We start from the raw sequence: 23,569 nt of genomic DNA on the forward strand, positions 1-23,569 counted from the left end.
TTTAGTCGCTCTAAAATATCACCTTTCGTATGCGTGTGGGTTTTCTGAACATCAATTGGGCTGATATCCTGGATGTTTTTTTAGTGTCCATTCTTCTTTATCAGGTATATACCCTAGTTCGGGGAAGTATTGCAAGCAGGGTTTTTCTGGGATATTTGTTCGTTTACGTCTTCTATCTGGTGGTCAAAGGGCTCGGGCTGGGTCTACTGACAGCCATCCTGCAATACTTTATGGGCGTCGGTGCGGTAGCATTGATCGTGATTTTCCAGCAGGAGATCCGGCGTTTTCTGCTGATTATCGGCAAGTCGACTATTTATACCAATAATGGTTTCCTGAAAAAGTTCATCGGCAATTCGATGATGGATTTCAAAGTAAAAAACCTGAAAGAGGTGATCGACGCGAGCAAGACCATCGCTGCAAACTTTACGGGGGCATTGATCGTGCTGAACAAGCGCGACGATCTGGGGAAATATGTCGAAACCGGCGAAATGCTGGACGCACGCGTTTCCAAGCCGTTGCTGGTATCGCTTTTCAACCAATACAGCGAACTGCACGATGGCGCGGTGATCATTGTCGATGGTGTTCTGAAAGCGGCGCGCTGCGTGTTGCCGGTTGCCGATGGTGTAGATGTGCCGTCTTCACTGGGTTTTCGGCACCGTGCTGCGATGGGTATGAGCGAGGCCACGGATGCGATCGTGATTGTGATTTCGGAGCAGACCGGCAAGATATCTTTGGCGGTGGAAGGGGAGCTGCACAGCAATATCCCATACAACGAGCTGGAATCGCGTATTGAGGAGTACCTGGCCTCGGATGTACAGCGAATGCCTAAATAAGTTTATTTACACGAAATATATTTTGCAAGGAAATTTGGCGTTTTGGGAAGCAATTTCTATTTTTGCAGACCGAAATGAGAAATAGAAAAATATTCATTACCAATGGCAAATCATAAATCAGCTTTAAAAAGAATCCGCGCTAACGAGACTAAGCGTTTGCGTAATCGTTACCAGCACAAGACTACCCGTTCATACATCAAGAAATTGCGTGAAACGACTGATAAGGCAGTAGCTGTTGAAGTTTACAAAACTGTATCTTCAATGTTGGATCGTTTGGCAAAGAAAAATATCATCCACAAGAAGAAAGCTTCTAATCAGAAGTCTAAACTGGCGAAATTCGTCAACGGACTTGCTGTTGCAGCGTAATTTTTACTTCCTGTGACCCGAAACCCCGGCAAATGCTTGCCGGGGTTTTTCTTTTTATTGTATATTGCGCATTCTGAAAAGAACCTTGCACGGGTATAAATGCCCCTGCAAGGTTCTTTTGGTGTAAGCTTAAATTGTTCAAACCACCTAAAACTTAAATTCTTTTCCATGAAGAAAGTTGCATTATTTGCTGGTTTGGCTGCGTTGGGAAGTGTTCCGGCGTTAGCTCAATCACCCATCACCTTCAATGCCCGTGGTCTGGTTATAGTGTCTGATGCCGATCTGGCAGCTTCCGCATTGGTTGATGGCAAGCTATTAAGAGACAACACATCGAAAGACCAGCTAACTACCATCAAATTCCCGATCGAAAGGGGTAGCAAAGGCCTGGGAACCGCGCTGGTATCGAATTCGGCGCTGGGATACTCCAAAACACTGGCCGTATCGCCGACCGGAACACTCGCATTCGTGCTTGAAAACCGGATCAGACCGGAAGATGGCATAGGCGAATACAAAGACCTTTCAAAAGAATTTCCGGCAGGGGAGAAGCTGTTTGTAGTCGATATCAGCAACCTGGCGGCACCGAAAGCTAAGTTTGGCTTTCCGGTTGGTAAAAAGCCGACTTCTATCGACGTCAATAAGAATGAATTGATCCTGGCGACCAATGATACCGGCAAGGAGCTCGTGTTCATCGAGGCAGGCCCTGACGGCAAGCCTGCACGTTTTCTGAACTTGCCATCAGCATTGGACAGCACTAACCGCATTGTCGACATTTCGTGGCATCCATCAGGCGATTTCATCGCATTTAGCCTCGACAACTCCAATGAAGTAGGCTTATACAAAGTGATCCGCGAGGCGGGAAAGCTGAAAAACGTAGAAATGGTCGGTAAACCCGTAAAAGTAGGCGTAGATCCTACCTTCGGAAGGTTTACTGCCGACGGCAAGCATTACCTCGTTCTCGATGCCAAAGGTCCTCAGGGTAAAGGTGCTGGCGAGGGCGAAGTTTTCGTGGTCGATTTCTCGATGGACGGCGCCGTTGAGCACAAAGTTGCTGGCCAGGCAGCAGTTGGTTTGAACACCGGCTCGTTCGCATTGAGCCCCGATGGTGCCTTGCTCGTAACTGCGAATGCAGGCAAAAGCGGTTCGCCATGGGCGGAAGCAGGCGCAGGAACAGGTGCTTCTCTTACATTATATAAAGTAGCTGCAACCGGTGCACTGACCAAAGTGGCGGATTATCCGTTCGACGGCATTTACCCGCAAAGTGTAGCTTTCGACAAGGACGGCTCCAATCTGGCAGTTTCCGTGTTTGAATACCTCGAATACGGTAGTGGCAATGGCGGTGTCGAATTCTGGTCGGTTAGCAAGGGTGATACGCCGGCATTGAAAAAACAGGGTGCGAAAGTGAGCGTAGCCAAAGGTGCGCATACTTTGCGCGTAATCCCCTGATCGCACAAAATACCCGATTTTAATAGGCAGGCCGGTTTGTTACCGGCCTGTTTTGTTTGCATTTAGTTTGCCCAAGGATGCTAAATCGGCCTGATTTTTGTAATTTTGCGGTCTCATTCATAAATAATCAATTTACAGATGATTACGGTTCAGAACGTATCGCTGCGATACGGTAAAAGGGTATTGTTCGACGAAGTAAATATAAAGTTTGTCCCTGGTAACTGCTATGGCGTGATCGGCGCTAACGGAGCCGGGAAATCCACTTTTTTGAAAATTCTTTCAGGTGAAATCGAGCCGCAGACCGGTAATGTAAGCATGAACCCTGGCGAGCGTATGACTTTCCTGAAACAGGACCAGTTCGAGTTCGATGCATACACCGTCATGGACACGGTAATCCTCGGCCACGAGCGTCTTTATAAAGTAATGAAAGAGCGTGAAGCCATTTACGCCAAAGAGGATTTTACCGATGAGGACGGCGAAAAAGCCGCTGATCTGGAAGCCGAATTTGCTGATTTGAATGGCTGGGAAGCTGAAACAGAAGCCGCGCAGCTTTTGAGCGGCCTGGGTCTGGGCGAAGACCTGCACCATTCACTAATGGGCGATCTGAATGCGAACGATAAAGTACGTGTCCTGCTCGCGCAAGCACTTTTCGGTAATCCTGATGTGCTGCTGCTCGATGAGCCTACCAACAACCTTGACGTTGAAACGGTGTTGTGGCTCGAAAACTTCCTGGCAGATTTCAAAAACACGGTCATCGTGGTTTCCCACGACCGTCACTTCCTCGATGAGGTTTGTACGCATGTAGTGGACATCGATTTCAGCAAAGTACAACTGTTCTCGGGTAACTATTCATTCTGGTACCAATCGAGCCAGCTGGCTTTGAAGCAACGCCAGGATGCCAACAAAAAGGCGGAGGATAAGCGTAAGGAATTGGAAGACTTCATCCGCCGTTTCAGTGCGAATGCTTCGAAATCAAAACAAGCTACTTCCCGCGCCAAATTGCTCGAAAAACTGACTGTTGATGATATCAAGCCGTCGTCCCGCAAATATCCCTACATCGCTTTCAAATCCGAGCGTGAGGTAGGTGATCAGATTTTGCGTGTAGAAGGGCTTTCCAAAACCGCTGAGGACGGAACCAAACTGTTCGATAACATTAGTTTCACAGTCAATAAGGGTGATAAAATTGCATTTGTAAGCCGGAATGTTTTGGCTATCAGTGCATTGTTTGATATCGTAAGTGAGGTGGATAAGGCCGATAAAGGTGACTTTACCTGGGGCGTTACCATTACGAAATCCTACTTCCCGAAAGACCCGGGACAGTTTTTCGACGTGGATCTAAACCTGGTTGACTGGCTGCGCCAGTATTCCGACGAGAAAGACGAAAGCTTTATCCGAGGCTTCCTGGGTCGGATGCTTTTCTCCGGCGAAGAGTCATTGAAAAAGGCGAAAGTGCTTTCCGGAGGTGAGAAAGTGCGTTGTATGCTCTCACGCACCATGCTCTCGGGTGCGAATGCACTGGTGCTCGATGACCCTACCAACCACCTCGACCTGGAATCGATCACCGCGTTGAACAACGGTTTGATCGACTTCACAGGATGCCTGTTGTTCTATTCGCACGATCACCAGTTTGTGGAAACCGTTGCGAACCGCATTATCGAGATCGGACCAAAAGGAATCCTCGACAAATTGATGACTTACGACGAGTTCCTGACGGACGAAACCGTGAAACAGCAGCGTCAGAAATTGTATTGATTTGAACTAATTCATAAAAGAACAGCCCCGCTTCGAATAGAGGCGGGGCTGTTTCTTGTTTTAAGCAAAGCTTAATCGTAGCTCAAACCATATTGCTTCAATACATCTTCCGGAACACCTTCCCAAACGTTCGGCGTGTTGCCTTTGTAGCCAAGGTCGGCAATGCCGATTTTGGAGGTATAAAAACCGGAGGCTGTCAGGTTACGCATCAAATTGAAGAATGCTACGCCCTGGCTGTGAATAGGCTTCGCTTTTTGAGGATAAGCGATGTCGTCCACGATCTGGATCTGCTGCGCCTTGGTAGCCAGTGTAAATCCTTTACCGAAGCGATTGATCGACTCTCTTTCCAGCCATCTCAAACCACCGCGCAATGGCGTCTGGTGCTGAGGCATATCCTTCACAATGAAGTCGATGAACTCGACCACGCCTGCCTGGGATGCGCTGGCCGATGTGGCGTCTGCTGGAATGATGATATCTACTAAAACCTTGATAGTGGCCAATTCGGCAGCCGTCAGGAATTTTTCTTTGGCTAGTTTCGCATCGCGGATCGCCTCTTCTTTTGTTCTTCCTCCCGGAATTTTAAGCGGGGTTTCCGGCGGATTTTGCGTTTCGAGGTCCCGCTGTTCGGCAAGGGCCACCTGAGGGCTCAATGCGGCTATTCCCAGTGAGCTCAGGGTCAATGACTTTAATGAATCTCTGCGTTTCATATGCTTATGATTTGAACAGGGTTCAAATGTTAGATATTTTTCTGTTTAACCTGGTTGATAATGTACTCGGAAGCACGCATCGACAGCGCGAGGATCGTCCAGGTCGGGTTTTTGTCTGCCTGGGATACGAACGAACCGCCATCTACGACGAATACGTTTTTCGCGTCGTGCGCTTGCGAGAACTTGTTCAGGGCAGATGTTTTCGGATCGTCACCCATACGTACCGTTCCTACTTCGTGGATAATACGTCCCGGAGCTGCAAGGCCGTAATTGGTGTCCGCGCCCGGCTTGGTCCCGCTTGCAACACCACCTAATGCATGGATGATCTCTTCGAAGGTATCGTGCATGTGCTTCGCCTGTTTGATCTCGTAGTCAGACCATTTGTAATGGAAGCGCAATACCGGGATACCGAATTTATCCACCACATTCGGGTCGATTTCGCAGTAATTGTTATAGTCAGGCACTGCTTCGCCGCGGCCGGCCATGCCGATGTTGGCACCGTAAAAACGACGGTAGTCTTCTTTCAGTGAAGCTCCGTAGCCGCCCGCTTCTTTGGTTACGCCCGCTTTGGTAGGATATTTACCATTCAGGTTCTCGATACCTGAACCGAAACCATAGCTCGGCATACCCATACCACCACCGTACTCAATATGGTAACCACGCGGGAAGTCGAGTTTTTTGTTATCCAGCCACCACGGGGTGTACACGTGCATACCGCCTACGCCGTCCTCGTTGTAGCGCTTGCGGTCCATGAGGTGAGGCATGAATGCACCGCGCGAGGCACCGGTTGAATCGTGGAGGTAACGTCCTACCACGCCGCTGGAATTGGCCAGACCGTTCTGGTGACGGGCTGATTTCGAGTTAAGCAAAAGGCGTGATGATTCCGCTGCACTGGCTGCAAGAACAACTACTTTCGCTTTAATAGTATGCTCGGTCAGTTTTTCACGATCGATGTACGATACGCCGGTTGCCAGTCCTGTTGAAGGATCGGTCAATACTTCGCGGCACATCGCATTGTTGATCAAGGTTACGTTACCGGTTTTGATCGCAGGAATACACAATACCGACGAAGACGAGAAATCCGCATAGGCCTGGCACGCGCGCGAGCATTGGCTGCAATAAAAACAAACGCCGCGCTGATCGTTGATCGGCTTGGTAAGGATCGACAATCGCGACGGGATTACCGGGATATTGGCTTTTTTACCGGCCTGTTTGAGAAAAAGCTCGTGCAGACGTGGCTTTGGCGGAGGAAGGAAGATACCGTCCGGCTCGTTGTCGAGGCCCTCAACGGTCCCGAAAACACCGATCAGCTTATCGACCTGATCGTAATAAGGTTTTACGTCGTCATAGCTGATCGGCCAGTCGTCACCAAGGCCGTCAATGCTCTTTCGTTTGAAGTCTTTCGGTCCGAAACGCAGGGAAATACGGCCCCAGTGGTTGGTGCGGCCACCCAGCATACGGGACCTGAACCAGTCGAATTGCGTTCCGTTTTTGTGTGTATAGGGCTCTCCCTCGATTTCCCATCCACCCCAGGCTGCGTCGAAATCACCGAAAGGCCGGTGGGTGCTTGCGCCACGACGTGGCGATTCGTAAGGCCATTTCAGCTGGGTAATGTATTTTGGATCGGCAGGATCGAAATATCCCCCTGCTTCCAAAAGAGCCACCTTGGCACCCGCTTTGGCAAGTTGATAAGCTGCCATTCCACCTCCCGCACCCGAGCCGATGATCGCGACGTCGAAAACGGTAGGTTGTTCTTTGATTTGAAACATAGTAAAGGGTTGTTTAGATAGTACTATTTAACCATTAAATATAAACACGTATCAGGTAACGCAGCGCCAAGTTTCCGACATTCCGGGGTTATTTAAAAACAATCTAAATGCGGATACTCGGATTTCTTCCGCGCCGCTGTATTTTTGTGTTTTAAAAACAGAATGATATTTTGGCAGTCACCGGTAGCGACCTTCAAGTCGCAAAAGAATTTCTGATAAAAGGCGAATTAGTAGCCATTCCTACCGAAACCGTTTATGGCCTGGCGGGCAATGCATTGAACGAAAAAGCGGTACTTTCTATTTTCGAAGCAAAGAACCGGCCCGCGTTCGACCCGCTCATTATCCATACTGATTCCATCGAGAAAGCGGCTATTTACGTATCCGACATCCCCGAAAAGGCCAGGGCACTGGCCAGCCGGTTCTGGCCCGGACCGCTAACCCTGCTCTTGCCCAAAAAGGATATTGTACCCGATCTGGTTACCTCGGGGTTGGATACAGTAGCTGTGCGGGTGCCCAATCATCCGCTGACGCTCGAACTGTTGAGGGAATTAAGTTTTCCCCTTGCAGCGCCGAGTGCGAACCCGTTTGGCTATATCAGTCCGACCAAACCCGAACATGTCGAGCAGCAGCTTGGTGATCGCATTCCCTACATACTGGATGGCGGCGAATGTGAGGTAGGGATCGAGTCGACCATATTGGGTTTTGAAAATGACGAAACGATCGTTTACCGGTTGGGAGGTCTTGACATCAATGAAATCGAATCACTGATCGGGCCGGTAGTTCTCATGCCGCATTCCACCTCTGATCCCAAGGCCCCGGGAATGCTTAAAAGTCATTATGCGCCGAGAAAGCCGCTGCATCTTTACAGAAGGGATGACATCGTGCCTGGTGACGCAGAAACGGGATATTTGATGTTTGACAAGTACCTGGAAGGAGCCGACCGGAAATACCAGCGCTTACTTAGCCCGCGCCGCGATTTGAAGGAAGCAGCACATAACCTATTTGCGTACCTGCGTGAACTGGACGCATTACCGGTGTCGGAAATTAAGGCGGAGCTGGTGCCGTCCAGTGGGTTGGGCCTGGCGATTAACGACCGCCTGCAACGTGCTTCGGTGCCTGCATGATGATGGCTATTTGAAAAATTGCTGGTGGAAATTCATCAGGAAAACCTCATCGGTGGCGCGGGTGATCGCAGTATAAAGCCACCTGACAAACTCTGTATTGATCTGCTCCTCCGGTAAATAGCCCTGATCTATAAAAACGGCGCTCCACTGGCCGCCCTGCGCCTTGTGACATGTGAGCGCATACGCGAATTTGACTTGCAATGCATTCAGGTAAGGGTCCTTCCGCAATGCTTCGACGCGGTCTTTTTTGGATTTGATATAAAAGTAATCCTGCTGCACGCTCTCGTACAGCTTCTTATTGTCCTCTGCGGACATCGACGCCGACGGTGAATGCAAAGTGTCGAGAAAAATCTTCGCATCGAATTCGGGTTGTTTTTCATAGTCCGTCAGGCGCAAGGTCACGTCGGCGAACCGGAAACCGTGCATTTCCTGGGTTTTACGGATTTTCAATAGCTCCACGAAGTCTCCGTTGGCGATGAAGCCGGCCGGGGAATCTTCGTCAAGGATGTTGTAATTGTTGCGGACGACCATGAGGCGGTCGCCAGCGTCGAGTTCTTCCTCTGAAAAATTAATAACCCGCCGGATGTACTGATTGTATTGAACCGCAGCCTTGTTCGAGCGCGTCAGAATAATGGAGTTTTCAGTACCATACTTATCATAAGCATACCGAAGGCCTTCTTCCAGTTTTTCGCCCGTCATTTTAAAAACATCGCGGTAGGAACGGGTGGTAATGTGAATGTCTGCGGCCTCGGCACCCAGCTGGTTGCGAAGCTGCGTCGCATTGAAAAGAATACCCGATTGTTCGTCCTGGCGCATCACTTCCTTTAATTCCTCCTGAAACACAGACATATAGAATGTCCTTTCCAGGTAATCGCCATCCAGTGCGGGGCTTAAATCCTTCCCGACGGGAGGGAGCTGGGCTGTGTCGCCGACGAGCATTAACTTGTTTCCTGGGTTTTCAAATACAAATTCAACAAGGTCGGCGAGCAGGCTGCGGCTCCCGAAATCGGCATCGTCGGTGATCATCGAGGCTTCATCGACGATGAACAGGGTATTGTCGTGATAGTTTTTCTGACGCTGGAAAGTCAATGTTCCTGAAAACGCATCGGCTGTCTGCTTGTAAATCTTTTTATGGATCGTGAGCGCGATCTTTTCGGAGTATCCCGACATCACCTTCGCCGCCCGGCCGGTGGGCGCCAGCAGCACCGATTTATAGCCGAAGTTTTTCAATACTTTAATGAGCGTGCTGATGATCGTCGTTTTGCCCGTTCCTGCATAACCTTTGAGTAAAAAACAGTCCCTGTAACGTTCCAGGCCCTTTTCTTCGATCAGAAAATCGTTGGCCTGCTCGAAAAAACGAAGCTGACCATCGGTGGGCCTGAAAGGGAATTGTCTGCGCAGTAACTGGGAAGGCAAAAGTTTGTCGGTGTCCATGGAACGAATCTAACGCAAGGATTTTGATTATCAAAAACGGGATTCTTTTACAAAATAATACTCATATTTTATTGGATTTTATAAGGTCAAATCCTTATATTAGACTCCCTTTATCTCGAAATCCCCAAACCTAAACATCTATGCTGGTACAACATGTAATGGGCAACAAGCCTGTCAATGCGATTTGGTCGGTTACGCAGGACAACACCGTGTTTGAGGCTCTGGAACTCATGGCCGAGAAAAACATTGGGGCAGTTTTGGTACTTGAAGATAACGAATTGATCGGCATCTTTTCCGAGCGCGACTATGCGCGCAAAGTGATTTTGCAGGGACGCGGCTCCCGGGACACGCTGATCCGCGACGTAATGACCAGCAAGGTGATTACCGTGGAGACGGACGAGAAGATCGAGGAATGTATGCAGATCATGTCGGATAAACACATCCGCCACCTGCCGGTGAACCGCGACGGGCAGCTTGTAGGCATCATTTCGATCAATGACATCGTTTCGGCAATCATTCACGAGCAGAAAGAGCATATTAACACGCTCGAAAGCTATATTTCCGGAAGCCCGTACTCCTGATCCTACTTCCTATTTTGAAGCAGAATTGCCATTTGAACACCCGTAGCGGCCCTGCCCGAAGCGGGGTGGTAGAATTATGTCTTGCCTATTTTGGTCGGATGGTTATCTTTGTTCGTTCAAAAAACGGGTTTTGCAAGCGCTGAATGCAGACATAGGGACTATTTACGGAGGCTTCGTGCGTGTGCGCGTGTGCGGGATTTGCGTGCATGAAGACCGCATATTGCTTGTGAACCAGGCGCTTTACGGGTCCGACGGTGTGTTCTGGTCGCCTCCCGGTGGTGGCGTGTATTTCGGCGAAACGGCGGAGCACGCATTGACCCGGGAGTTTCGGGAAGAGACGGGCCTGGACGTTACGATAGGGGAGCTATTGTTTGTAAACGAGCATATTGCCGATCCGCTCCACGCAATAGAGCTGTTTTTTGAAATCAAATCCTTTGAGGGAAACCTGATGTCCGGTTTCGACCCGGAACTGGCGGCCGACGGGCAGATTATCCGTGAGGTCCGTTTTTTGAGCTGGGAGGAAATTGCCGCCTTCAAACCTGAGCAGCGGCACCGCATCCTGAACATCGCCGGCTCGCTGGCAGGAATTTTTGAACTCAACAAGTATATTTCCGGGAACTAGCGCCGGCATAAACATTAAACAACACCACCCGACGACGTGGCAAATTCTGAAAACCAGTTAATAGAAGTTATTCCGACGCTGTTGGTAGGAGATAATTCCTTCGATGCGGCCAGTATTCCGCTTTGCACGCTCTGTATTGAGCTGGATGAGCGGCGTATCCGCTTCTGCATTGTGAAGGATGAGAACATGGAATGCATCTGGCTGGAAGACTATTTCTTCGAGAATGCACTCACACCTGCTGAAATTTTCGAGCGGCTGAAACGGATTTTCAGCGGACACTTGTCGTGGTCGTCCAACAACTGGAACAATGTCAGGGTGACGGTGAACTCGCACGCGTTCACGCTCGTGCCTAACGTGCTTTTCCAACCGGAATCGGCTTACGAATATCTTTCTTTTGCCCTGGGTAACCCGGTTTCGAAGCATGAGAAGGTACTTTGGCATGATTTGCCGCTGGTGCACGCACAAAATGTTTTCAGCATTCAGGAGCTTTGGTACGACTGGGTCGTGAACCATTTCAGCTCATCGACAGTCACATTCTATCATCTTACCAGTGCCTTGGCAATCGGTTCGCTGGTGAACCACGTGGAGCACCAGGAAATGCGGATGATGTCGTTGTATTTTGAAAAAGACCATTTCACATTGGTGGTGAGCGAAAGCCAGCAACTACTGCTTTGCAACCGCTTTAAATATGCTCAGGTCCAGGAGCTTGCTTACATTATCCTGTTCACGCTAAGCCAGCTGAATATCCTGCCGGAGGAAATCAAGGTACTCTGTTACGGAGAAATCGCTCCGACTTCGGATTCGTACCACGAGCTTTCCAGGTTTTTCCCGAACTTGCATATGGGTACCCGGCCGACAACGCTGAAATACAGCCCGCAATGCGCGGAAGTACCCGGTCACCGGTATTTCGGATTATTCAATACCTATCTTATCTCGTCTTAACATACCCTCCTATGACTCGCATCGCATTATTTCCGGGATCCTTCGATCCATTTACCAAAGGGCATGAGGATATTGTCCTGCGCGGATTGAGACTGTTCGATCAGGTGGTGATCGGAATTGGTAATAACGCGACTAAAAAGCGCTATTTTCCGCTGGAAGTGATGAAGGAGATGATCGAGAGGACGTTCGCCTCGGAGCCTAATGTGAAAGTCATTACCTACGACGATCTGACCGCCCATACTGCCCGTGAACTGGGCGCGAGGTTTCTGCTGAGGGGCCTTAGAAATACGACCGATTTTGAATATGAAAACGGTATTTCGCAGGTAAACAGATATTTGTATGCGGAAATCGAAACCGTTTTCCTGATCACGTCGCCTGAACTTGCACCGATTAGTTCGAGCATTATCCGCGACCTGCACCGTTACGGACAGGCCGTGGACAATTTTCTACCCTATTCTTTATCTGAACTAAAAAAGGCAGAACAGAACATCTGAATGTCCTGACTGCTTTTCTCAGGATTCCTTCAAATTATGGATCTTATTCAGGCTGTCGATCACGTAGCGGATTGAGCTGTAAGATTGAATCAGCAGCGGTTTCACGTCTGCCGGTTCATACCAGTCCAGCTTTTCGATCTGCTCCTCGGCCTGCGGGCTCATTTGCGAATCGTCCAGACAATCGAAGAGGTACCATTTGGTACGTTTGAGAATACGGCTGTTGTTGAGCGTGTAGGTGTGCCAGGTCGTGCAGATTTTGTCACGGATCAGCGCTTTCACGCCGGTTTCTTCCTCTATTTCGCGGGTAGCGGCAGTCTTGGAATTTTCGCCTTTATCGAGCTTGCCTTTGGGCAGGTCCCACATTTTGCGACGGTACATGAAGAGCCATTTGCCATCCTTCACCACCACGCCGCCGGCAGCCTTGATCACCTTGTATTGCGCCTTAATCCGGTCTTCCACCTCCGCTTTTTCGCGGGTAGCCATGGTGATGGAGAGCATTTCTTTCGGAAATTCCTTTTCGAGCATCTGGATCACCTGAATGGCACTGGTAGTGGTGGAATTCAGGAACAGGACGTGACCTGTCAGCATGCTTCTCTGCAACTTTTCAAGCCTGAGATCTACGATGTGTTCAAAACGTGATGTTTCGGCGGCAGACAACTGATTGGTCCGTACAATTCTGACTGGACGGTCGTCGAAAAAAATGATCATTTTGGAATGGGTACGTGAATGGATCGCAAAATTAAGTAAAGAGTTTAGTTTAGGCAGAGATTATTATTGATAAATTTGTATTTGTAACAACTAAACAGTTCTTGGAACTCCTTATAATTCTACTTCTGGTGCTGCTCAATGGCCTTTTTTCCATGTCAGAGATAGCACTGGTTTCCTCCCGAAAATCGCGCCTGGAAGCAGCAGCCAAGAATGGCGATTCGAGCGCGAAAGCAGCATTGAACCTCGCGAATTCACCTACTAAATTTCTTTCCACCGTTCAGATCGGCATTACGCTTATCGGTTTGTTGACCGGTATGTACAGTGGTGACAACATAACCGCCGATTTTGAGCAAATTATTTCCCGCGTGCCCGAGCTGGTGCCTTACGCGCATTCACTCGCGGTGGGTACGGTGCTGGTGGTGATTACTTATTTGTCGCTTGTGCTGGGGGAGCTGGTCCCCAAACGGATCGGTATGTCGAATCCGGAAGCCATTTCGAAAGTGATGGCTACGCCCATGAACCTGCTTTCGAAAGTGACGGCCCCGTTTATTGCCTTGTTGGGCTTTTCAAGTGATTTGATCATCCGGGTTTTAAATATCAAGCAGACCGAGAATGCGGTGACCGAAGAGGAAATCAAAAGCCTGATCCAGGAAGGTACATCGGGGGGCGTTTTTGAAGAAATCGAGCAGGAGATCGTCCATAACGTGTTCCAGCTCGGAGACCGCAAGGTAACTTCGTTGATGACCAATCGGCAGGAAATCGTCTGGCTGGATCTCGAAGATACCGTCGAGGAAAACAAGGCGAAAATTCTCGATTCGAGGCATTCCATTTATCCGGTTTGCCGCGGTAATGTCGACGACGTCGTAGGGCTGGTGTATGTTAAAGACTTGATTGCTACGGACCTCGAAGTGCAAATGGGACATTTGAATACCATTATGCGCGATCCGGTTTATCTGCCGGAAAGTAACCGCGCTTACCAGGCGCTCGAAAAGTTCAAAGAGCAGCGCGTGTATTACGGCATTATCGTCGACGAATACGGCGGTACGCTGGGCGTTGTGACCATGCACGACATTATGGACGCGTTGGTAGGCGACATTTCCGAGGATATAGAGGAAGCTTCTGAAATCGTGAAGCGCGAGGACGGCAGTTACCTGATCGACGCGCAGTTGCCTTTCGATGATTTCATTCAGTATTTCAATATCAATATCCAGGAAAGTGAGCGCAGGGAGCTGGTGGGCTTTAATACCCTCGGTGGTTTCGTGCTGCACGTGCTGGAAAACATTCCCCAAACAGGCGAGAAGTTCAACTGGCGACAGTTCGAGTTCGAGGTCATTGATATGGACCGCAGCCGCATAGACAAGCTTTTAGTAACCAACCATAATAAACAGCAAGAATCCGAAGATTAATAATGTCGAACGATCTGGATATTACCAAACGAATCGCCGAGCTGCTTCTGGAAGCGCAGGCCATCAAACTCAGTCCCGAAAAGCCATTCCAATGGAGTTCAGGCTGGTTTTCGCCGATTTATTGTGACAACCGCGTGGCATTGTCGTACCCTGATACCCGCACTTTTATCAAAAAGGCGTTGGCTGAGCTGATCCGTGCAAAATATCCTAATGCTCAGGCAGTAGTAGGTGTAGCCACCGGAGGTATCGCGCAGGGTGCACTGGTAGCCGACCTGCTCGAATTGCCATTCGCATACGTACGTCCGGAACCGAAAAAGCACGGAATGGGTAACCAGATCGAAGGCAGACTGGAAAAAGGGCAGTCGGTAGTGATCGTGGAAGACCTGATCTCGACCGGAGGAAGCTCTTTGAAAACAGTGGACGCCCTGCGCGAAGCCGGTATTGAAGTAGCGGGAATGGTGGCGATATTCACCTACGGTTTCCAGGTAGCCGCCAACAACTTCACCGAAAAGAACGTGGAACTTCACACGATTAGCAACTACAATGCACTGATCGACGTGGCGTTGGAGCATAATTATATCGACGCTTCCCAACAGGAAAGCCTCGCTAAATGGAGAATAGCGCCGGAACAGTGGGGGAAATAGGCGATAAGTAGTAGGCTTTAAGCTATAAGCTATAAGCATTAAGCCGTAGACCATAAGCTTGCAATAACATGCATTTAGCTTACAGCCTACGGCTTACAGCTTATAGCTTATAGCATGCTACCCCCGATGATTATCAAGGCTTTCGTACAATCCCCCAAACGCCTCTTCCTTCACCCCGTCGGATTTCAGGAATTCGTGGGGGAAGCCTAGTTCAATTTTACTTACTTCATGTAGTTTTTGCAGGGCTTCTTCCGGCAGGCGGAAGTCGAGGCAGCCGAGTGAATCCACGAGCTGGCTCTCTTTGGAAGCCCCGATGATCGGGATCATGACCTGGTCGCGGTGGCGTGTCCAGTTGATAGCCACTTGTGCGGGGGTTACGCCAAGGTCTGCGGCTACATCCACCACCGTTTGGGCAATCAGGCTGCTGTGCTCGCTTCTGCGAGTGCTGTGGTCGGGCACGCGGCCGGACTCACCTCGCAGGTACTTGCCCGTGAGCGCGCCGCCGCCAATCGCTCCCCAGGGGGTTACGGCAAGGTCGAGCGCCTTTGCCATCGGGAGCAGGTCGCGCTCGGGTGTACGTTGCAGCAGCGAGTACTCAAACTGAATGGCCGCAAATGCATTCCAGCCGCGAAAATCGGCAATGGTATTGGCTTGCGAGACGATCCAGGCCGGTGTATCGGAAATGCCGATGTAGTGCACCAATCCGCGGGTTACCAGGTCGTCGAGGCCGCGCATTACTTCTTCGGTAGGAGTGGTGTTATCCCACATATGTACCCACAGCAGATCGATATACTCGGTATTCAGGCGTTTGAGGCTCGATGTTACCGACCGCATCATGTTTTTGCGGTGGTTACCGGCAAAATTCAGGTCATCGTTGCGGTCTTTGAGCGTGAATTTGGTCGCCAATACCCAATGGTCGCGGTCGGTTTCGATAAATTCGCCCACATATTTTTCCGAGGTGCCCTCGGTATACCGATTCGCAGTGTCGATGAAATTACCGCCTGCGTTGGCGAAGGCCTCGAAAATTTTGAAGCTTTCATGCTTGTCCGCTCCCCAGCCCCAGTCTTTTCCGAACGTCATCGCTCCAAGGCAAACTTCCGATACCCGTAAACCCGAGCGGCCTAATAGTTGATAACGCATAGTGATCTAATGATAATTTTAAATGAGGATATAGCTTTTTAAACTTAGCCGACAACGTTGCTTTTTGTATCGCAAAGTTATACCCTTACCCGCCAAATGTATTTATATTGTACCAAATTTTGGATCTTTTACACCACACTCAATGATCGACGTTGCCTATCCCTACTTTGATACCAATCTAAGCTGGCTTTCGAACAATTACAGGTTGCTGCTGGAAGCAAACGATGAAACGGTACCGGTAAGGGAGCGGTTGCGATTTTTGGGTGTTTACGCTTACCAGACGAAGGAGTTCTATCGGGTACGCATCCCGAACCTGCTCGCAATGGGGGAAGTCAGCAACGACATCCGCTCCAAACTGAACATTTTTCCGGAATCATTGCTCGAACACGTTTATGAAACGGTTGAAAACCAGCTCCGTGAATTTAACGATATTCTGATTTCGGGTATCCTGCCTACGCTGATCGAACAGGGTGTGCATTTGTATTACCGCGAAACTTTCGTGTCCGAACATGCCACATTTGTGAGGCGTTTTTTTCTCGATAAGTTGTTCCGGTATTTGCAGCCGGTGTTCCTCGACAGCCGCCGCACGCTTAAAACACCTGCATTTGAATCCAAGCAATTGTACCTGATCGTGCGGATGCAGCATAGGGAAGATGCCGAGGAGGATTGGTATGCGTCGGTGAACGTGCCGACTGAGCCTTATGGCCGTTTTCTGGAATTGCCCGAATGGGAGGGGAAGCGTCATGTCGCTTTTTTGGAAGATGTAATCCGCGAGAACCTGCCGGTGCTTTTTCCGGGCTATAATATCCAGGAAAGTTATGCATTGAGAGTTGAAAGGGAAACAGAGCTGACGATAGAGGACGACTACCCGATACAGGTTGCCCAACGCATTTTGAAACAGCTTGAAAAGCGGAATTTTGTGCAGCCTTCCCAGTATTTCTATGAGTCGGGGATGCCATTGTACGTGCGGGAATACCTGGTGGGGAAGGTATCGATTCCGATGAACGACTTCCACGAGCGCGGCGATTACCTGTTCATGCAGGACCTTGCCAAGTTTCCGGTCGTATCCCGGCGGCTCGATTATCCCTATCAGCGACCGGTCCAGAATCCTGAATTGGAGGAGACGAGATCGATTTTCGAGGCCATTCAGCAGGCCGACCAGATGCTGCATTTGCCTTACCAATCCTACGAACCGATCGTGCGGTTTTTCAACGAGGCAGCCGTGGATCCGCACGTGCGGGAGATCCATGTTTCGTTGTATAAGATCAGTCCCAATTCATTTATCCTGAACTCGCTCATCAGCGCTTCCAAAAACGGGAAGCGTGTGACGACATATGTGGAACTGAATACTAAATTGGATATTCAGGAAAACCTGCAATGGTCGAAAAAGATGCGCGATGCGGGAGTCAAGATCGTGCTGAGTGTTCCGGGCCTGAAAGTGCATGCAAAAATGGCATTGGTGAAACGCAAGGTGCAAAAAGGGTGGGAGCGCTATGCATTCCTGGGTACAGGCGGTTTTTACCGGCTAACAAGCCGGGAGATCGTCGACCACGCGTTGCTCACTTCGCATCGTGAACTAACCAATGAACTGGAATTGCTTTTTGGATACTTGTCCACACAGGACGAACCCAAAAAGTATAAATATCTTCCATTCAATACTTTACAGGTTACCCAGTTCAATCTTCAAAAGCGTTTGCTTGACCTGATGGACCGGGAGATTGCCAACTGCAATGCAGGGCTCAAATCTTTCATTACTATCAAAATCAACCAGTTGCAGGATCATATTCTGATCGACAAGCTTTATCAGGCCGGTCAGGCGGGCGTGCCCGTGCATGTGATCGTGAGCGAGAGCTGCGGGCTGATCTCCGGCTTGCCGTCTATCAGCGATAATATCGTGGTAAGCAGGCATGTCGACCGGTATATCGAAAACACGCGGATATTCCATTTCGGCAACCGTGGGAATGACGAGATTTACCTTACGTCCTGCGACTGGACACACCGGAACCTGCACCGGCGGATCGACATTTGTTTCCCGGTGCTGGATGAAACGTTGAAAAACCAGATGCGGACTGTGCTTCGAAACTATGTGAACGACAACCAGAAATCGGTACGACTGGACCTTTATCAAAACAATTTGCGCATTGCCGACGATGCTCGCGGCAAACTGCGAGCGCAGGAAGCAAACTACCGGTTAGTGGAGAAAATTGAGCGAAACGGGCTCTCGCGACGTTCAGAAATATAAGCTTTCCGGCGGCTTAAAAAAATTTTATCAGCATTAAATTTCTGAATCGGCTGTCAGATTTAATGGACGGCATTTGTAGAAAAGGTAAAGAAATTTTGAAGGACTTTTTTCGTTGTCACCGCTTGCTTGGTCTTGAAGTGTAAGGGGTATATGATTATATTTGAATCACATCATTCTGAATCAATCCTAAAAGACATTTTTAAGCATGGGAATAGTAGAGCGAAGAGAGCGGCTTAGAATACAGGTACGCTCAGACATCGTGAAGACAGCCAAGGACATAGCCCGCGAGGATGGCTGGACGGCTGTTTCGATTCGCAAAATTGCTGATGTAATTGAGTACAGCCCGCCTATTCTCTATGAGTATTTCGAAAGTAAAGACAAACTCCTGGAAGCCATCCGCATGGAAGGTTTCGACTATTTGCAGGCGGAGTTTGTAAAGATAAAAGGGCATTTCAGCAACCCTCAGAAACAACTGGTAGAGGTCGCGCAGACAATCTGGCATTTCGCGGTCGAAAATCCGGAAGTTTTCCAGGTGATGTTCAATCTCGAAGGCGCTTATTGCGATTCGAAGAAGGCCTATTCACAGGCGATGAGCATCAAGGATAACCCGGTTTGGGAAATGATCGCGAGGCTCCGCCCGAAATCGGGAGAGCTTGTTACCAAAACTTACTACGAATGGTGGTGCCTTACCTTCGGGTTTATCAGCATTACCATGACCACCCAGCCTCGTTACGCATTTCCACAGGCCGAACCTGTGTATATGGAAGGCATCCGGAGGTTCATCCGGAGCATTATGTAACGGAAGGCGAAGAATGTTGGCGTATCTCTATTTTGCTTTGGTGATAAACCAGTGAAAATGGAGGTACGCTTTTCGTTAGCCAGGCATTCCCGCCGATGATCGAGTCATGGCCGATCACGGTTTCTCCTCCCAGAATTGTCGCATTGGCATATACCACCACATTATCTTCAATCGTCGGGTGCCGCTTGTGTGATGCGAGCGACTTCGAAACGTGCGTCGCGCCGAGCGTAACGCCCTGATACAATTTTACATTATTGCCGATATGCGTCGTTTCCCCGATCACCACGCCCGTGCCATGGTCGATGAAGAACGAATGGCCGATGGTTGCGTTGGGGTGAATGTCGATTCCCGTCTGGCTGTGGGCAAACTCGGTGAGCATACGCGGAAGCAGCGGGATACCGGCTTTCGCAAATGAGTGTGCAAAGCGGTAGGTAGCAATGGCCATAAACCCCGGGTATACCGAAATCACCTCTTCGATGCTTACGGAGGCGGGGTCGTTGTCGGTAATGGATTTGGCGTCAGTGAGAAGCGACTCGTAAATACCGGGGATTTGTGCAAACACTTCGTCCAATATTTCCTCTGTATCGCGTTCGAGCTGAGGCAGAAGCGGTTGCAGCATGCAGTCCAGGTCGCGGCGCAAATCGGCATATTTCATGGCAAGATCCTTGGCCGGGCAACTCGGGCAATCCTTGCTGATCGGGAAGAGAAAATTGATCAGGTTCTGGATGAATTTCCCCGCATCCTGCCTGGAAGGCAGCTTGTACCGGTATTTTTCGTTCTGCGCGGACAGGCGCTCAAAAAAAAGTGCTTGCTGGGTGGTTGTCATTAAAATAGAGGTTAACCGATACCGTTAAACCATTACTGGCATTGCTTTTGAATATCCAACAACGAAATGCACTGAAAAATTTTGAGAGTGGTATCTTCTTTTTTAAAAAGGCCATTCATCAGTTTTTTCTCCCGATAATATCGTATATTGAAATATCCTGTGAATTTAGGAAATAAGGCAAGATTCTCTACGGCGTATGTTAAGTTTTAAATTACTTCGTTCGGTCATCCTGTTCCTTTCTTTATCCATTTCACTGAGCTCCTGCTTTTCGCGGTACATTATTTCAGCCAAGGAAGTGCGGAGGCATTATGCAGATAAGAAGGTCAAGCCGAAGGAAATTTTCATCAAGAACGACACACTTTCACTCTCGCTGGCCAGCATGGGGCCTGATACGCTCCCGATGCTGTTGCTCATTCACGGCGCTCCCGGATCGTTGTGGGGATACATGAACCTGATGGACGATGAGGATCTGCAAAAGCATTTCCATATCGTATCGGTCGACAGGGTGGGGTATGGTAAATCGCGGCTCAAAAAAAGGCGTTATGTAACGTCGATCGAGACGCAGGCCAATGCATTGCTCCCTGTGTTCTCGCTCAATAAAAGTGACCAGAAAGTGATTGTGCTGGGCCGGTCCTACGGGGCGCCCATTGCAGCCCGGCTGACTTCCATGGCGCCCGACAAGGTGAAAGAGCTCATCATGGTATCGCCGGTAATCGATCCGGAAACAGAACGTTTTTTCTGGTTTTCCAAATGGGGAAGAATGAGTTTCGTGCAGCTTTTCCTGCCCAGTGCGTTCAATGCGGCTACTGCCGAGAAATACAGCCACGCTGCCGAATTGCGCAAAATGCTGCCGGTTTGGGAGCAGCTCAGCGTCCCCACCACAGTGATCCAGGGCGGCAACGACTGGATCGCCGATCCGTCGAATATCGATTTTGCCAAAAAACATATCAAGAGCAAACGTGCCCAATATATTTTCCTTTACAATGCGGGCCATATGATTACCTTTTCACATGCTGCAATGATCAAGGAAATGCTGCTGAAAAGCAGGCTGTTTCGGGATAAGATCACCGCACTGGAGTCGAAGGGCGACGACATGGGAAATGAATAGCTGACCAAAGAGGCATTCAAGAAGAAAGCGGCAGATCACAGGACCTGCCGCTTTTCTATTTAATAATTAACCTATGGTAATACGTGAAATTGTATTTCACCTAAAACAACTATACTGCATAGGACGACATTGACGCCGGATACCATTACAGGCAGGCGACATTATCTTAATACTTTCTGGGTCGCGGAGTCTTTCGCGTTGCTTGCGCGGATCAGGTAGACGCCACGCGCAAGGCTTCGCATATCAAATACTTCTTGTACGGCAATTTCCGGTGCCTTGCTTGCAATTTCTGTCAGAACGCGGCCATTCATATCGATGAGTTGCAGACGGATAATGTCCCGCTGTTTGCTGTACGCTTTCACGGTCACGAAATTCTCGGTAGGCACGGGATATGCCTGAATGGCCATGGAAACCTCCGGGGAAGAAACAACCGGCGTGGAGGTGATTACACCACCATACTCCGAGGATTCGTAAGGAGGAACTTCAACTGTCTCTCCCGGCCTGTCGATCACGGTTACCATTCCTTCCCGATAACTTTCAGAGATTTTAATGCCGTCGCGCAATTCGGTAACTACCATTGCAAAAAGGTAATTGCCTGCCACTTCGGGCGCAGTCCAGACCAGCTTTTTCTGCGTAGCATCTACTTTGAATGTTCCGGTGGCACTAATCTCATTCGGGAATTTATAACTGTGATCCAACATCCGCACACCGCAGGTTCCGGGAGATGGCCTGCTCAGGCGCACCACTTTGACAATCATGCTGTCATTGTCGGCTATGGTTGGTTTGAGATCAATGGAGAAAACCTGGCGGACGCCTGCTTCGAAGTTGAGATAAGGTAATACCGGCGTGGAATTCTGCTGCTGAGTGTCAATGACGGTCCATATGAATTGGGTGGTTCCTAATGCGTCGGGTAGATTTGTAATATTAGGACCGCGATGCTCATTCGCGACGGATATCTGATAAATGCCGGCACTTCTAAACGTATAATTAGTCTCATACTTATGAACAGTCGCACTTCCAGGCAATACTTCGGGGTCAATAGCCACACGCGGTACGTCGATAACATTGCCGTCCCCCATGCATACTTGAATGTTACTCATTGATTCTGCCGGGCCGCCGCTGTTAGGATCGAGATACATCCTTACTCCAATTTTATAAGTCTGTCCCGAGATATAGGTCACCATAATTTCCCCGCCTTTCAGGTGGGTGGCTTCTGCAAACGTCGCCGAAAGCAGGACCAGTAAGAGAATGCGGTAAACTGATTCCATATATAGAGGAAAAGAAGCCGTGAGGTTACAAAGTATATGTTCAAAACGTGTGGAACGCTCGTTTTTGTATGGCTTCTTTAAAACAAACTGTTAGTCCTTATAAATCAATATTTCACGTTTTCCATCGCTTTTGATATAGCCCCGGTACATTCCCTCGCTGTTGAACGGCATCGCAACGTTGCCGTTCCGGTCTACCGCTATCACGCCGCCTTCGCCGCCCCTTTCGACGAGTTTTTTCATCACCACTTCGTTCGCAGCATCGGCCAGGGACATTCCTTTGTATTCCATCAAAGCCGAAATATCGTGGGCTACGACGGAACGAATGAAGTACTCGCCATGGCCCGTTGCCGAAACTGCGCAGGTCGCATTATTGGCGTAAGTCCCCGCGCCGATAATGGGCGCATCACCAATGCGGCCATACCGCTTGTTGGTCATTCCGCCGGTAGAGGTTCCTGCCGCGAGGTTACCGTATTTGTCCAACGCCACACAGCCTACCGTGCCAAACTTCTTACCCTCTGTAAAAATCAGGTCTTCAACGGATTTGAAACCCGTCTTCGGTGCAGTTTTAACTTTTCCTTCTTCCCTTTTCTCCTTTCCTCCATTCTCCTCCTTCGCATTATGATCCAGCTCGGTTTTTTCCTGTGCTTTCGCGCGCTCCAGTGCTTTATACCGGGCTTCGGTGTAGAAGTACGACGGGTCGACGATTTCCAGCCCTTTCTCTTTGGCAAACTGCTCGGCACCCCTGCCGGCCATCATCACATGAACCGATTGATCCATCACTGCGATGGCCGCTGAAATAGGATTCTTAATGGTTGTAACACCTGCTACTGCACCTGCTTTCAGTGTTTTTCCTTCCATGATCGCTGCATCCAGTTCATTTTTGCCTTCGTTGGTAAATACGGCTCCCTTACCTGCATTGAACAGCGGAGAATCCTCCATGACGTGAATAGCGGCTTCGACGGCCTGCACGCTGGTGCCGCCTTTTTTGAGGACCTCATAACCTTTTTGTAATGCCAGGTCAAGTCCTTCGCGGTAAGCTTTTTCGCGTTCGGGGCTCATGTTTGCGCGCGTAATGGTGCCCGCGCCCCCGTGTATGACGAGCGTAATCTTGTCGGAGAAGTCTTGTGCGAATGCCGACACGCCGCACAGCGCCATCAGCAGGGTAAAGGAAAGCTTTTTCATGAAACCGTAATTTGAGTGATGATTTCAAATCTAGCAACTAAAATCCTATATCCCTATCAGACTGATAATGGGTAGAGTAGGTTCTGGAAGCTTGAAAAGCGCGTTTTTTTAACAGTAGAGCATATTCCGGTGCTACTTTTGGTAGTTCTGATTAAAATTTATTTAAAAACCGAAAACTG

Annotated in this window: 22 protein-coding genes; 14 read left to right on the forward strand and 8 right to left on the reverse strand. The window is 49.3% G+C overall.

What is annotated here, in order from left to right; translation table 11 throughout:
• Positions 1 to 29 precede the first annotated feature (29 nt).
• From cdaA to J7619_RS18935, 4 genes are all read left to right on the forward strand, one after another.
• Positions 30 to 833, forward strand: coding sequence for a diadenylate cyclase CdaA (gene cdaA / locus J7619_RS18920; protein ID WP_106595126.1), 804 nt, complete (start codon positions 30 to 32; stop codon positions 831 to 833).
• Between the two features lie 102 nt (positions 834 to 935).
• Positions 936 to 1,199: a 30S ribosomal protein S20 gene (gene rpsT / locus J7619_RS18925; protein WP_019944067.1), complete on the forward strand. Its 264-nt coding sequence runs from the start codon at positions 936 to 938 to the stop codon at positions 1,197 to 1,199.
• Positions 1,200 to 1,367: 168 nt separating this feature from the next.
• A complete protein-coding gene (locus J7619_RS18930) occupies positions 1,368 to 2,642 on the forward strand; it encodes a WD40 repeat domain-containing protein (RefSeq protein WP_291202007.1) in 1,275 nt (424 codons plus the stop codon).
• A gap of 138 nt (positions 2,643 to 2,780) precedes the next feature.
• On the forward strand, positions 2,781 to 4,394 hold the full coding sequence (locus J7619_RS18935) for an ABC-F family ATP-binding cassette domain-containing protein (protein ID WP_223404239.1): 1,614 nt from the start codon (positions 2,781 to 2,783) through the stop codon (positions 4,392 to 4,394).
• 71 nt (positions 4,395 to 4,465) lie between these two features.
• Here the strand turns inward: J7619_RS18935 and J7619_RS18940 are convergent, their stop codons facing one another.
• A complete protein-coding gene (locus J7619_RS18940) occupies positions 4,466 to 5,101 on the reverse strand; it encodes a gluconate 2-dehydrogenase subunit 3 family protein (RefSeq protein ID WP_291202013.1) in 636 nt (211 codons plus the stop codon).
• 29 nt (positions 5,102 to 5,130) lie between these two features.
• Positions 5,131 to 6,870 (reverse strand): GMC family oxidoreductase, encoded by a 1,740-nt coding sequence (locus J7619_RS18945; RefSeq protein WP_291202016.1) that lies wholly within the window; start codon positions 6,868 to 6,870, stop codon positions 5,131 to 5,133.
• Positions 6,871 to 7,040: 170 nt separating this feature from the next.
• Here J7619_RS18945 and J7619_RS18950 point away from each other — a divergent pair, with 170 nt between their 5' ends.
• On the forward strand, positions 7,041 to 7,994 hold the full coding sequence (locus J7619_RS18950) for an L-threonylcarbamoyladenylate synthase (protein ID WP_291202019.1): 954 nt from the start codon (positions 7,041 to 7,043) through the stop codon (positions 7,992 to 7,994).
• A gap of 6 nt (positions 7,995 to 8,000) precedes the next feature.
• Here the strand turns inward: J7619_RS18950 and J7619_RS18955 are convergent, their stop codons facing one another.
• A complete protein-coding gene (locus tag J7619_RS18955) occupies positions 8,001 to 9,428 on the reverse strand; it encodes an ATP-dependent RecD-like DNA helicase (RefSeq protein ID WP_291202022.1) in 1,428 nt (475 codons plus the stop codon).
• Positions 9,429 to 9,586: 158 nt separating this feature from the next.
• On the opposite strand from J7619_RS18955, the gene J7619_RS18960 reads away from it, so the two are divergent.
• From J7619_RS18960 to coaD, 4 genes are all read left to right on the forward strand, one after another.
• Complete coding sequence (locus J7619_RS18960) at positions 9,587 to 10,009, forward strand: CBS domain-containing protein (protein WP_409012754.1); 423 nt, start codon at positions 9,587 to 9,589, stop codon at positions 10,007 to 10,009.
• Between the two features lie 76 nt (positions 10,010 to 10,085).
• Positions 10,086 to 10,631: an NUDIX domain-containing protein gene (locus tag J7619_RS18965; protein WP_291202028.1), complete on the forward strand. Its 546-nt coding sequence runs from the start codon at positions 10,086 to 10,088 to the stop codon at positions 10,629 to 10,631.
• Between the two features lie 36 nt (positions 10,632 to 10,667).
• On the forward strand, positions 10,668 to 11,573 hold the full coding sequence (locus J7619_RS18970; protein WP_291202031.1) for a DUF3822 family protein: 906 nt from the start codon (positions 10,668 to 10,670) through the stop codon (positions 11,571 to 11,573).
• 11 nt (positions 11,574 to 11,584) lie between these two features.
• Positions 11,585 to 12,067 (forward strand): pantetheine-phosphate adenylyltransferase, encoded by a 483-nt coding sequence (gene coaD, locus J7619_RS18975; RefSeq protein WP_291202034.1) that lies wholly within the window; start codon positions 11,585 to 11,587, stop codon positions 12,065 to 12,067.
• Between the two features lie 18 nt (positions 12,068 to 12,085).
• Here coaD and J7619_RS18980 read toward each other — a convergent pair whose 3' ends face one another.
• On the reverse strand, positions 12,086 to 12,775 hold the full coding sequence (locus J7619_RS18980) for an NUDIX hydrolase (protein ID WP_291202037.1): 690 nt from the start codon (positions 12,773 to 12,775) through the stop codon (positions 12,086 to 12,088).
• 101 nt (positions 12,776 to 12,876) lie between these two features.
• Here J7619_RS18980 and J7619_RS18985 point away from each other — a divergent pair, with 101 nt between their 5' ends.
• On the forward strand, positions 12,877 to 14,181 hold the full coding sequence (locus J7619_RS18985) for a hemolysin family protein (protein ID WP_291202040.1): 1,305 nt from the start codon (positions 12,877 to 12,879) through the stop codon (positions 14,179 to 14,181).
• Between the two features lie 2 nt (positions 14,182 to 14,183).
• Complete coding sequence (pyrE, locus tag J7619_RS18990; RefSeq protein WP_291202043.1) at positions 14,184 to 14,825, forward strand: orotate phosphoribosyltransferase; 642 nt, start codon at positions 14,184 to 14,186, stop codon at positions 14,823 to 14,825.
• 117 nt (positions 14,826 to 14,942) lie between these two features.
• On the opposite strand, the gene J7619_RS18995 is transcribed toward pyrE, so the two are convergent.
• Positions 14,943 to 15,965 carry an aldo/keto reductase gene (locus J7619_RS18995; RefSeq protein WP_291202046.1) on the reverse strand — a complete coding sequence of 341 codons (1,023 nt, stop codon included), beginning with the start codon at positions 15,963 to 15,965 and terminating at the stop codon, positions 14,943 to 14,945.
• Positions 15,966 to 16,107: 142 nt separating this feature from the next.
• Here J7619_RS18995 and ppk1 point away from each other — a divergent pair, with 142 nt between their 5' ends.
• Positions 16,108 to 18,207, forward strand: a complete 2,100-nt coding sequence (ppk1, locus tag J7619_RS19000; RefSeq protein WP_291202049.1) for a polyphosphate kinase 1 — start codon at positions 16,108 to 16,110, stop codon at positions 18,205 to 18,207.
• 205 nt (positions 18,208 to 18,412) lie between these two features.
• Positions 18,413 to 19,006 carry a TetR/AcrR family transcriptional regulator gene (locus tag J7619_RS19005; RefSeq protein ID WP_291202052.1) on the forward strand — a complete coding sequence of 198 codons (594 nt, stop codon included), beginning with the start codon at positions 18,413 to 18,415 and terminating at the stop codon, positions 19,004 to 19,006.
• Here the strand turns inward: J7619_RS19005 and epsC are convergent.
• Positions 18,999 to 19,832, reverse strand: a complete 834-nt coding sequence (epsC, locus tag J7619_RS19010; RefSeq protein WP_291202055.1) for a serine O-acetyltransferase EpsC — start codon at positions 19,830 to 19,832, stop codon at positions 18,999 to 19,001. The genes J7619_RS19005 and epsC overlap by 8 nt on opposite strands.
• A 196-nt stretch (positions 19,833 to 20,028) precedes the next feature.
• Between epsC and J7619_RS19015 the strand changes: the two genes are divergently transcribed.
• Positions 20,029 to 20,940 (forward strand): alpha/beta fold hydrolase, encoded by a 912-nt coding sequence (locus J7619_RS19015; protein ID WP_291202058.1) that lies wholly within the window; start codon positions 20,029 to 20,031, stop codon positions 20,938 to 20,940.
• 161 nt (positions 20,941 to 21,101) lie between these two features.
• Here the strand turns inward: J7619_RS19015 and J7619_RS19020 are convergent, their stop codons facing one another.
• Both J7619_RS19020 and J7619_RS19025 read right to left on the reverse strand, forming a co-directional pair.
• Positions 21,102 to 22,208, reverse strand: coding sequence for a T9SS type A sorting domain-containing protein (locus J7619_RS19020; protein ID WP_291202061.1), 1,107 nt, complete (start codon positions 22,206 to 22,208; stop codon positions 21,102 to 21,104).
• Positions 22,209 to 22,298: 90 nt separating this feature from the next.
• The gene (locus tag J7619_RS19025) at positions 22,299 to 23,390 is read right to left on the reverse strand and encodes an isoaspartyl peptidase/L-asparaginase family protein (RefSeq protein ID WP_291202064.1); all 1,092 of its coding nucleotides are present in this window, start codon (positions 23,388 to 23,390) and stop codon (positions 22,299 to 22,301) included.
• Positions 23,391 to 23,569 lie beyond the last annotated feature (179 nt).

It is taken from the genome of Dyadobacter sp. (assembly GCF_017744695.1).
In the GTDB taxonomy this organism is placed as follows: Bacteria; Bacteroidota; Bacteroidia; order Cytophagales; family Spirosomataceae; genus Dyadobacter.

Coding starts and splice junctions, on each gene's coding strand:
- cdaA (WP_106595126.1), top strand. CDS start 30: ATGCGTGTGGGTTTTCTGAACATCAATTGGGCTGATATCCTGGATGTT.
- J7619_RS19025 (WP_291202064.1), bottom strand. CDS start 23,390: ATGAAAAAGCTTTCCTTTACCCTGCTGATGGCGCTGTGCGGCGTGTCG.
- J7619_RS18935 (WP_223404239.1), top strand. CDS start 2,781: ATGATTACGGTTCAGAACGTATCGCTGCGATACGGTAAAAGGGTATTG.
- J7619_RS18960 (WP_409012754.1), top strand. CDS start 9,587: ATGGGCAACAAGCCTGTCAATGCGATTTGGTCGGTTACGCAGGACAAC.
- J7619_RS19005 (WP_291202052.1), top strand. CDS start 18,413: ATGGGAATAGTAGAGCGAAGAGAGCGGCTTAGAATACAGGTACGCTCA.
- J7619_RS18980 (WP_291202037.1), bottom strand. CDS start 12,775: ATGATCATTTTTTTCGACGACCGTCCAGTCAGAATTGTACGGACCAAT.
- coaD (WP_291202034.1), top strand. CDS start 11,585: ATGACTCGCATCGCATTATTTCCGGGATCCTTCGATCCATTTACCAAA.
- J7619_RS18995 (WP_291202046.1), bottom strand. CDS start 15,965: ATGCGTTATCAACTATTAGGCCGCTCGGGTTTACGGGTATCGGAAGTT.
- epsC (WP_291202055.1), bottom strand. CDS start 19,832: ATGACAACCACCCAGCAAGCACTTTTTTTTGAGCGCCTGTCCGCGCAG.
- pyrE (WP_291202043.1), top strand. CDS start 14,184: ATGTCGAACGATCTGGATATTACCAAACGAATCGCCGAGCTGCTTCTG.
- J7619_RS19015 (WP_291202058.1), top strand. CDS start 20,029: ATGTTAAGTTTTAAATTACTTCGTTCGGTCATCCTGTTCCTTTCTTTA.
- ppk1 (WP_291202049.1), top strand. CDS start 16,108: ATGATCGACGTTGCCTATCCCTACTTTGATACCAATCTAAGCTGGCTT.
- J7619_RS18930 (WP_291202007.1), top strand. CDS start 1,368: ATGAAGAAAGTTGCATTATTTGCTGGTTTGGCTGCGTTGGGAAGTGTT.
- rpsT (WP_019944067.1), top strand. CDS start 936: ATGGCAAATCATAAATCAGCTTTAAAAAGAATCCGCGCTAACGAGACT.
- J7619_RS18940 (WP_291202013.1), bottom strand. CDS start 5,101: ATGAAACGCAGAGATTCATTAAAGTCATTGACCCTGAGCTCACTGGGA.
- J7619_RS19020 (WP_291202061.1), bottom strand. CDS start 22,208: ATGGAATCAGTTTACCGCATTCTCTTACTGGTCCTGCTTTCGGCGACG.
- J7619_RS18965 (WP_291202028.1), top strand. CDS start 10,086: ATGTCTTGCCTATTTTGGTCGGATGGTTATCTTTGTTCGTTCAAAAAA.
- J7619_RS18955 (WP_291202022.1), bottom strand. CDS start 9,428: ATGGACACCGACAAACTTTTGCCTTCCCAGTTACTGCGCAGACAATTC.
- J7619_RS18945 (WP_291202016.1), bottom strand. CDS start 6,870: ATGTTTCAAATCAAAGAACAACCTACCGTTTTCGACGTCGCGATCATC.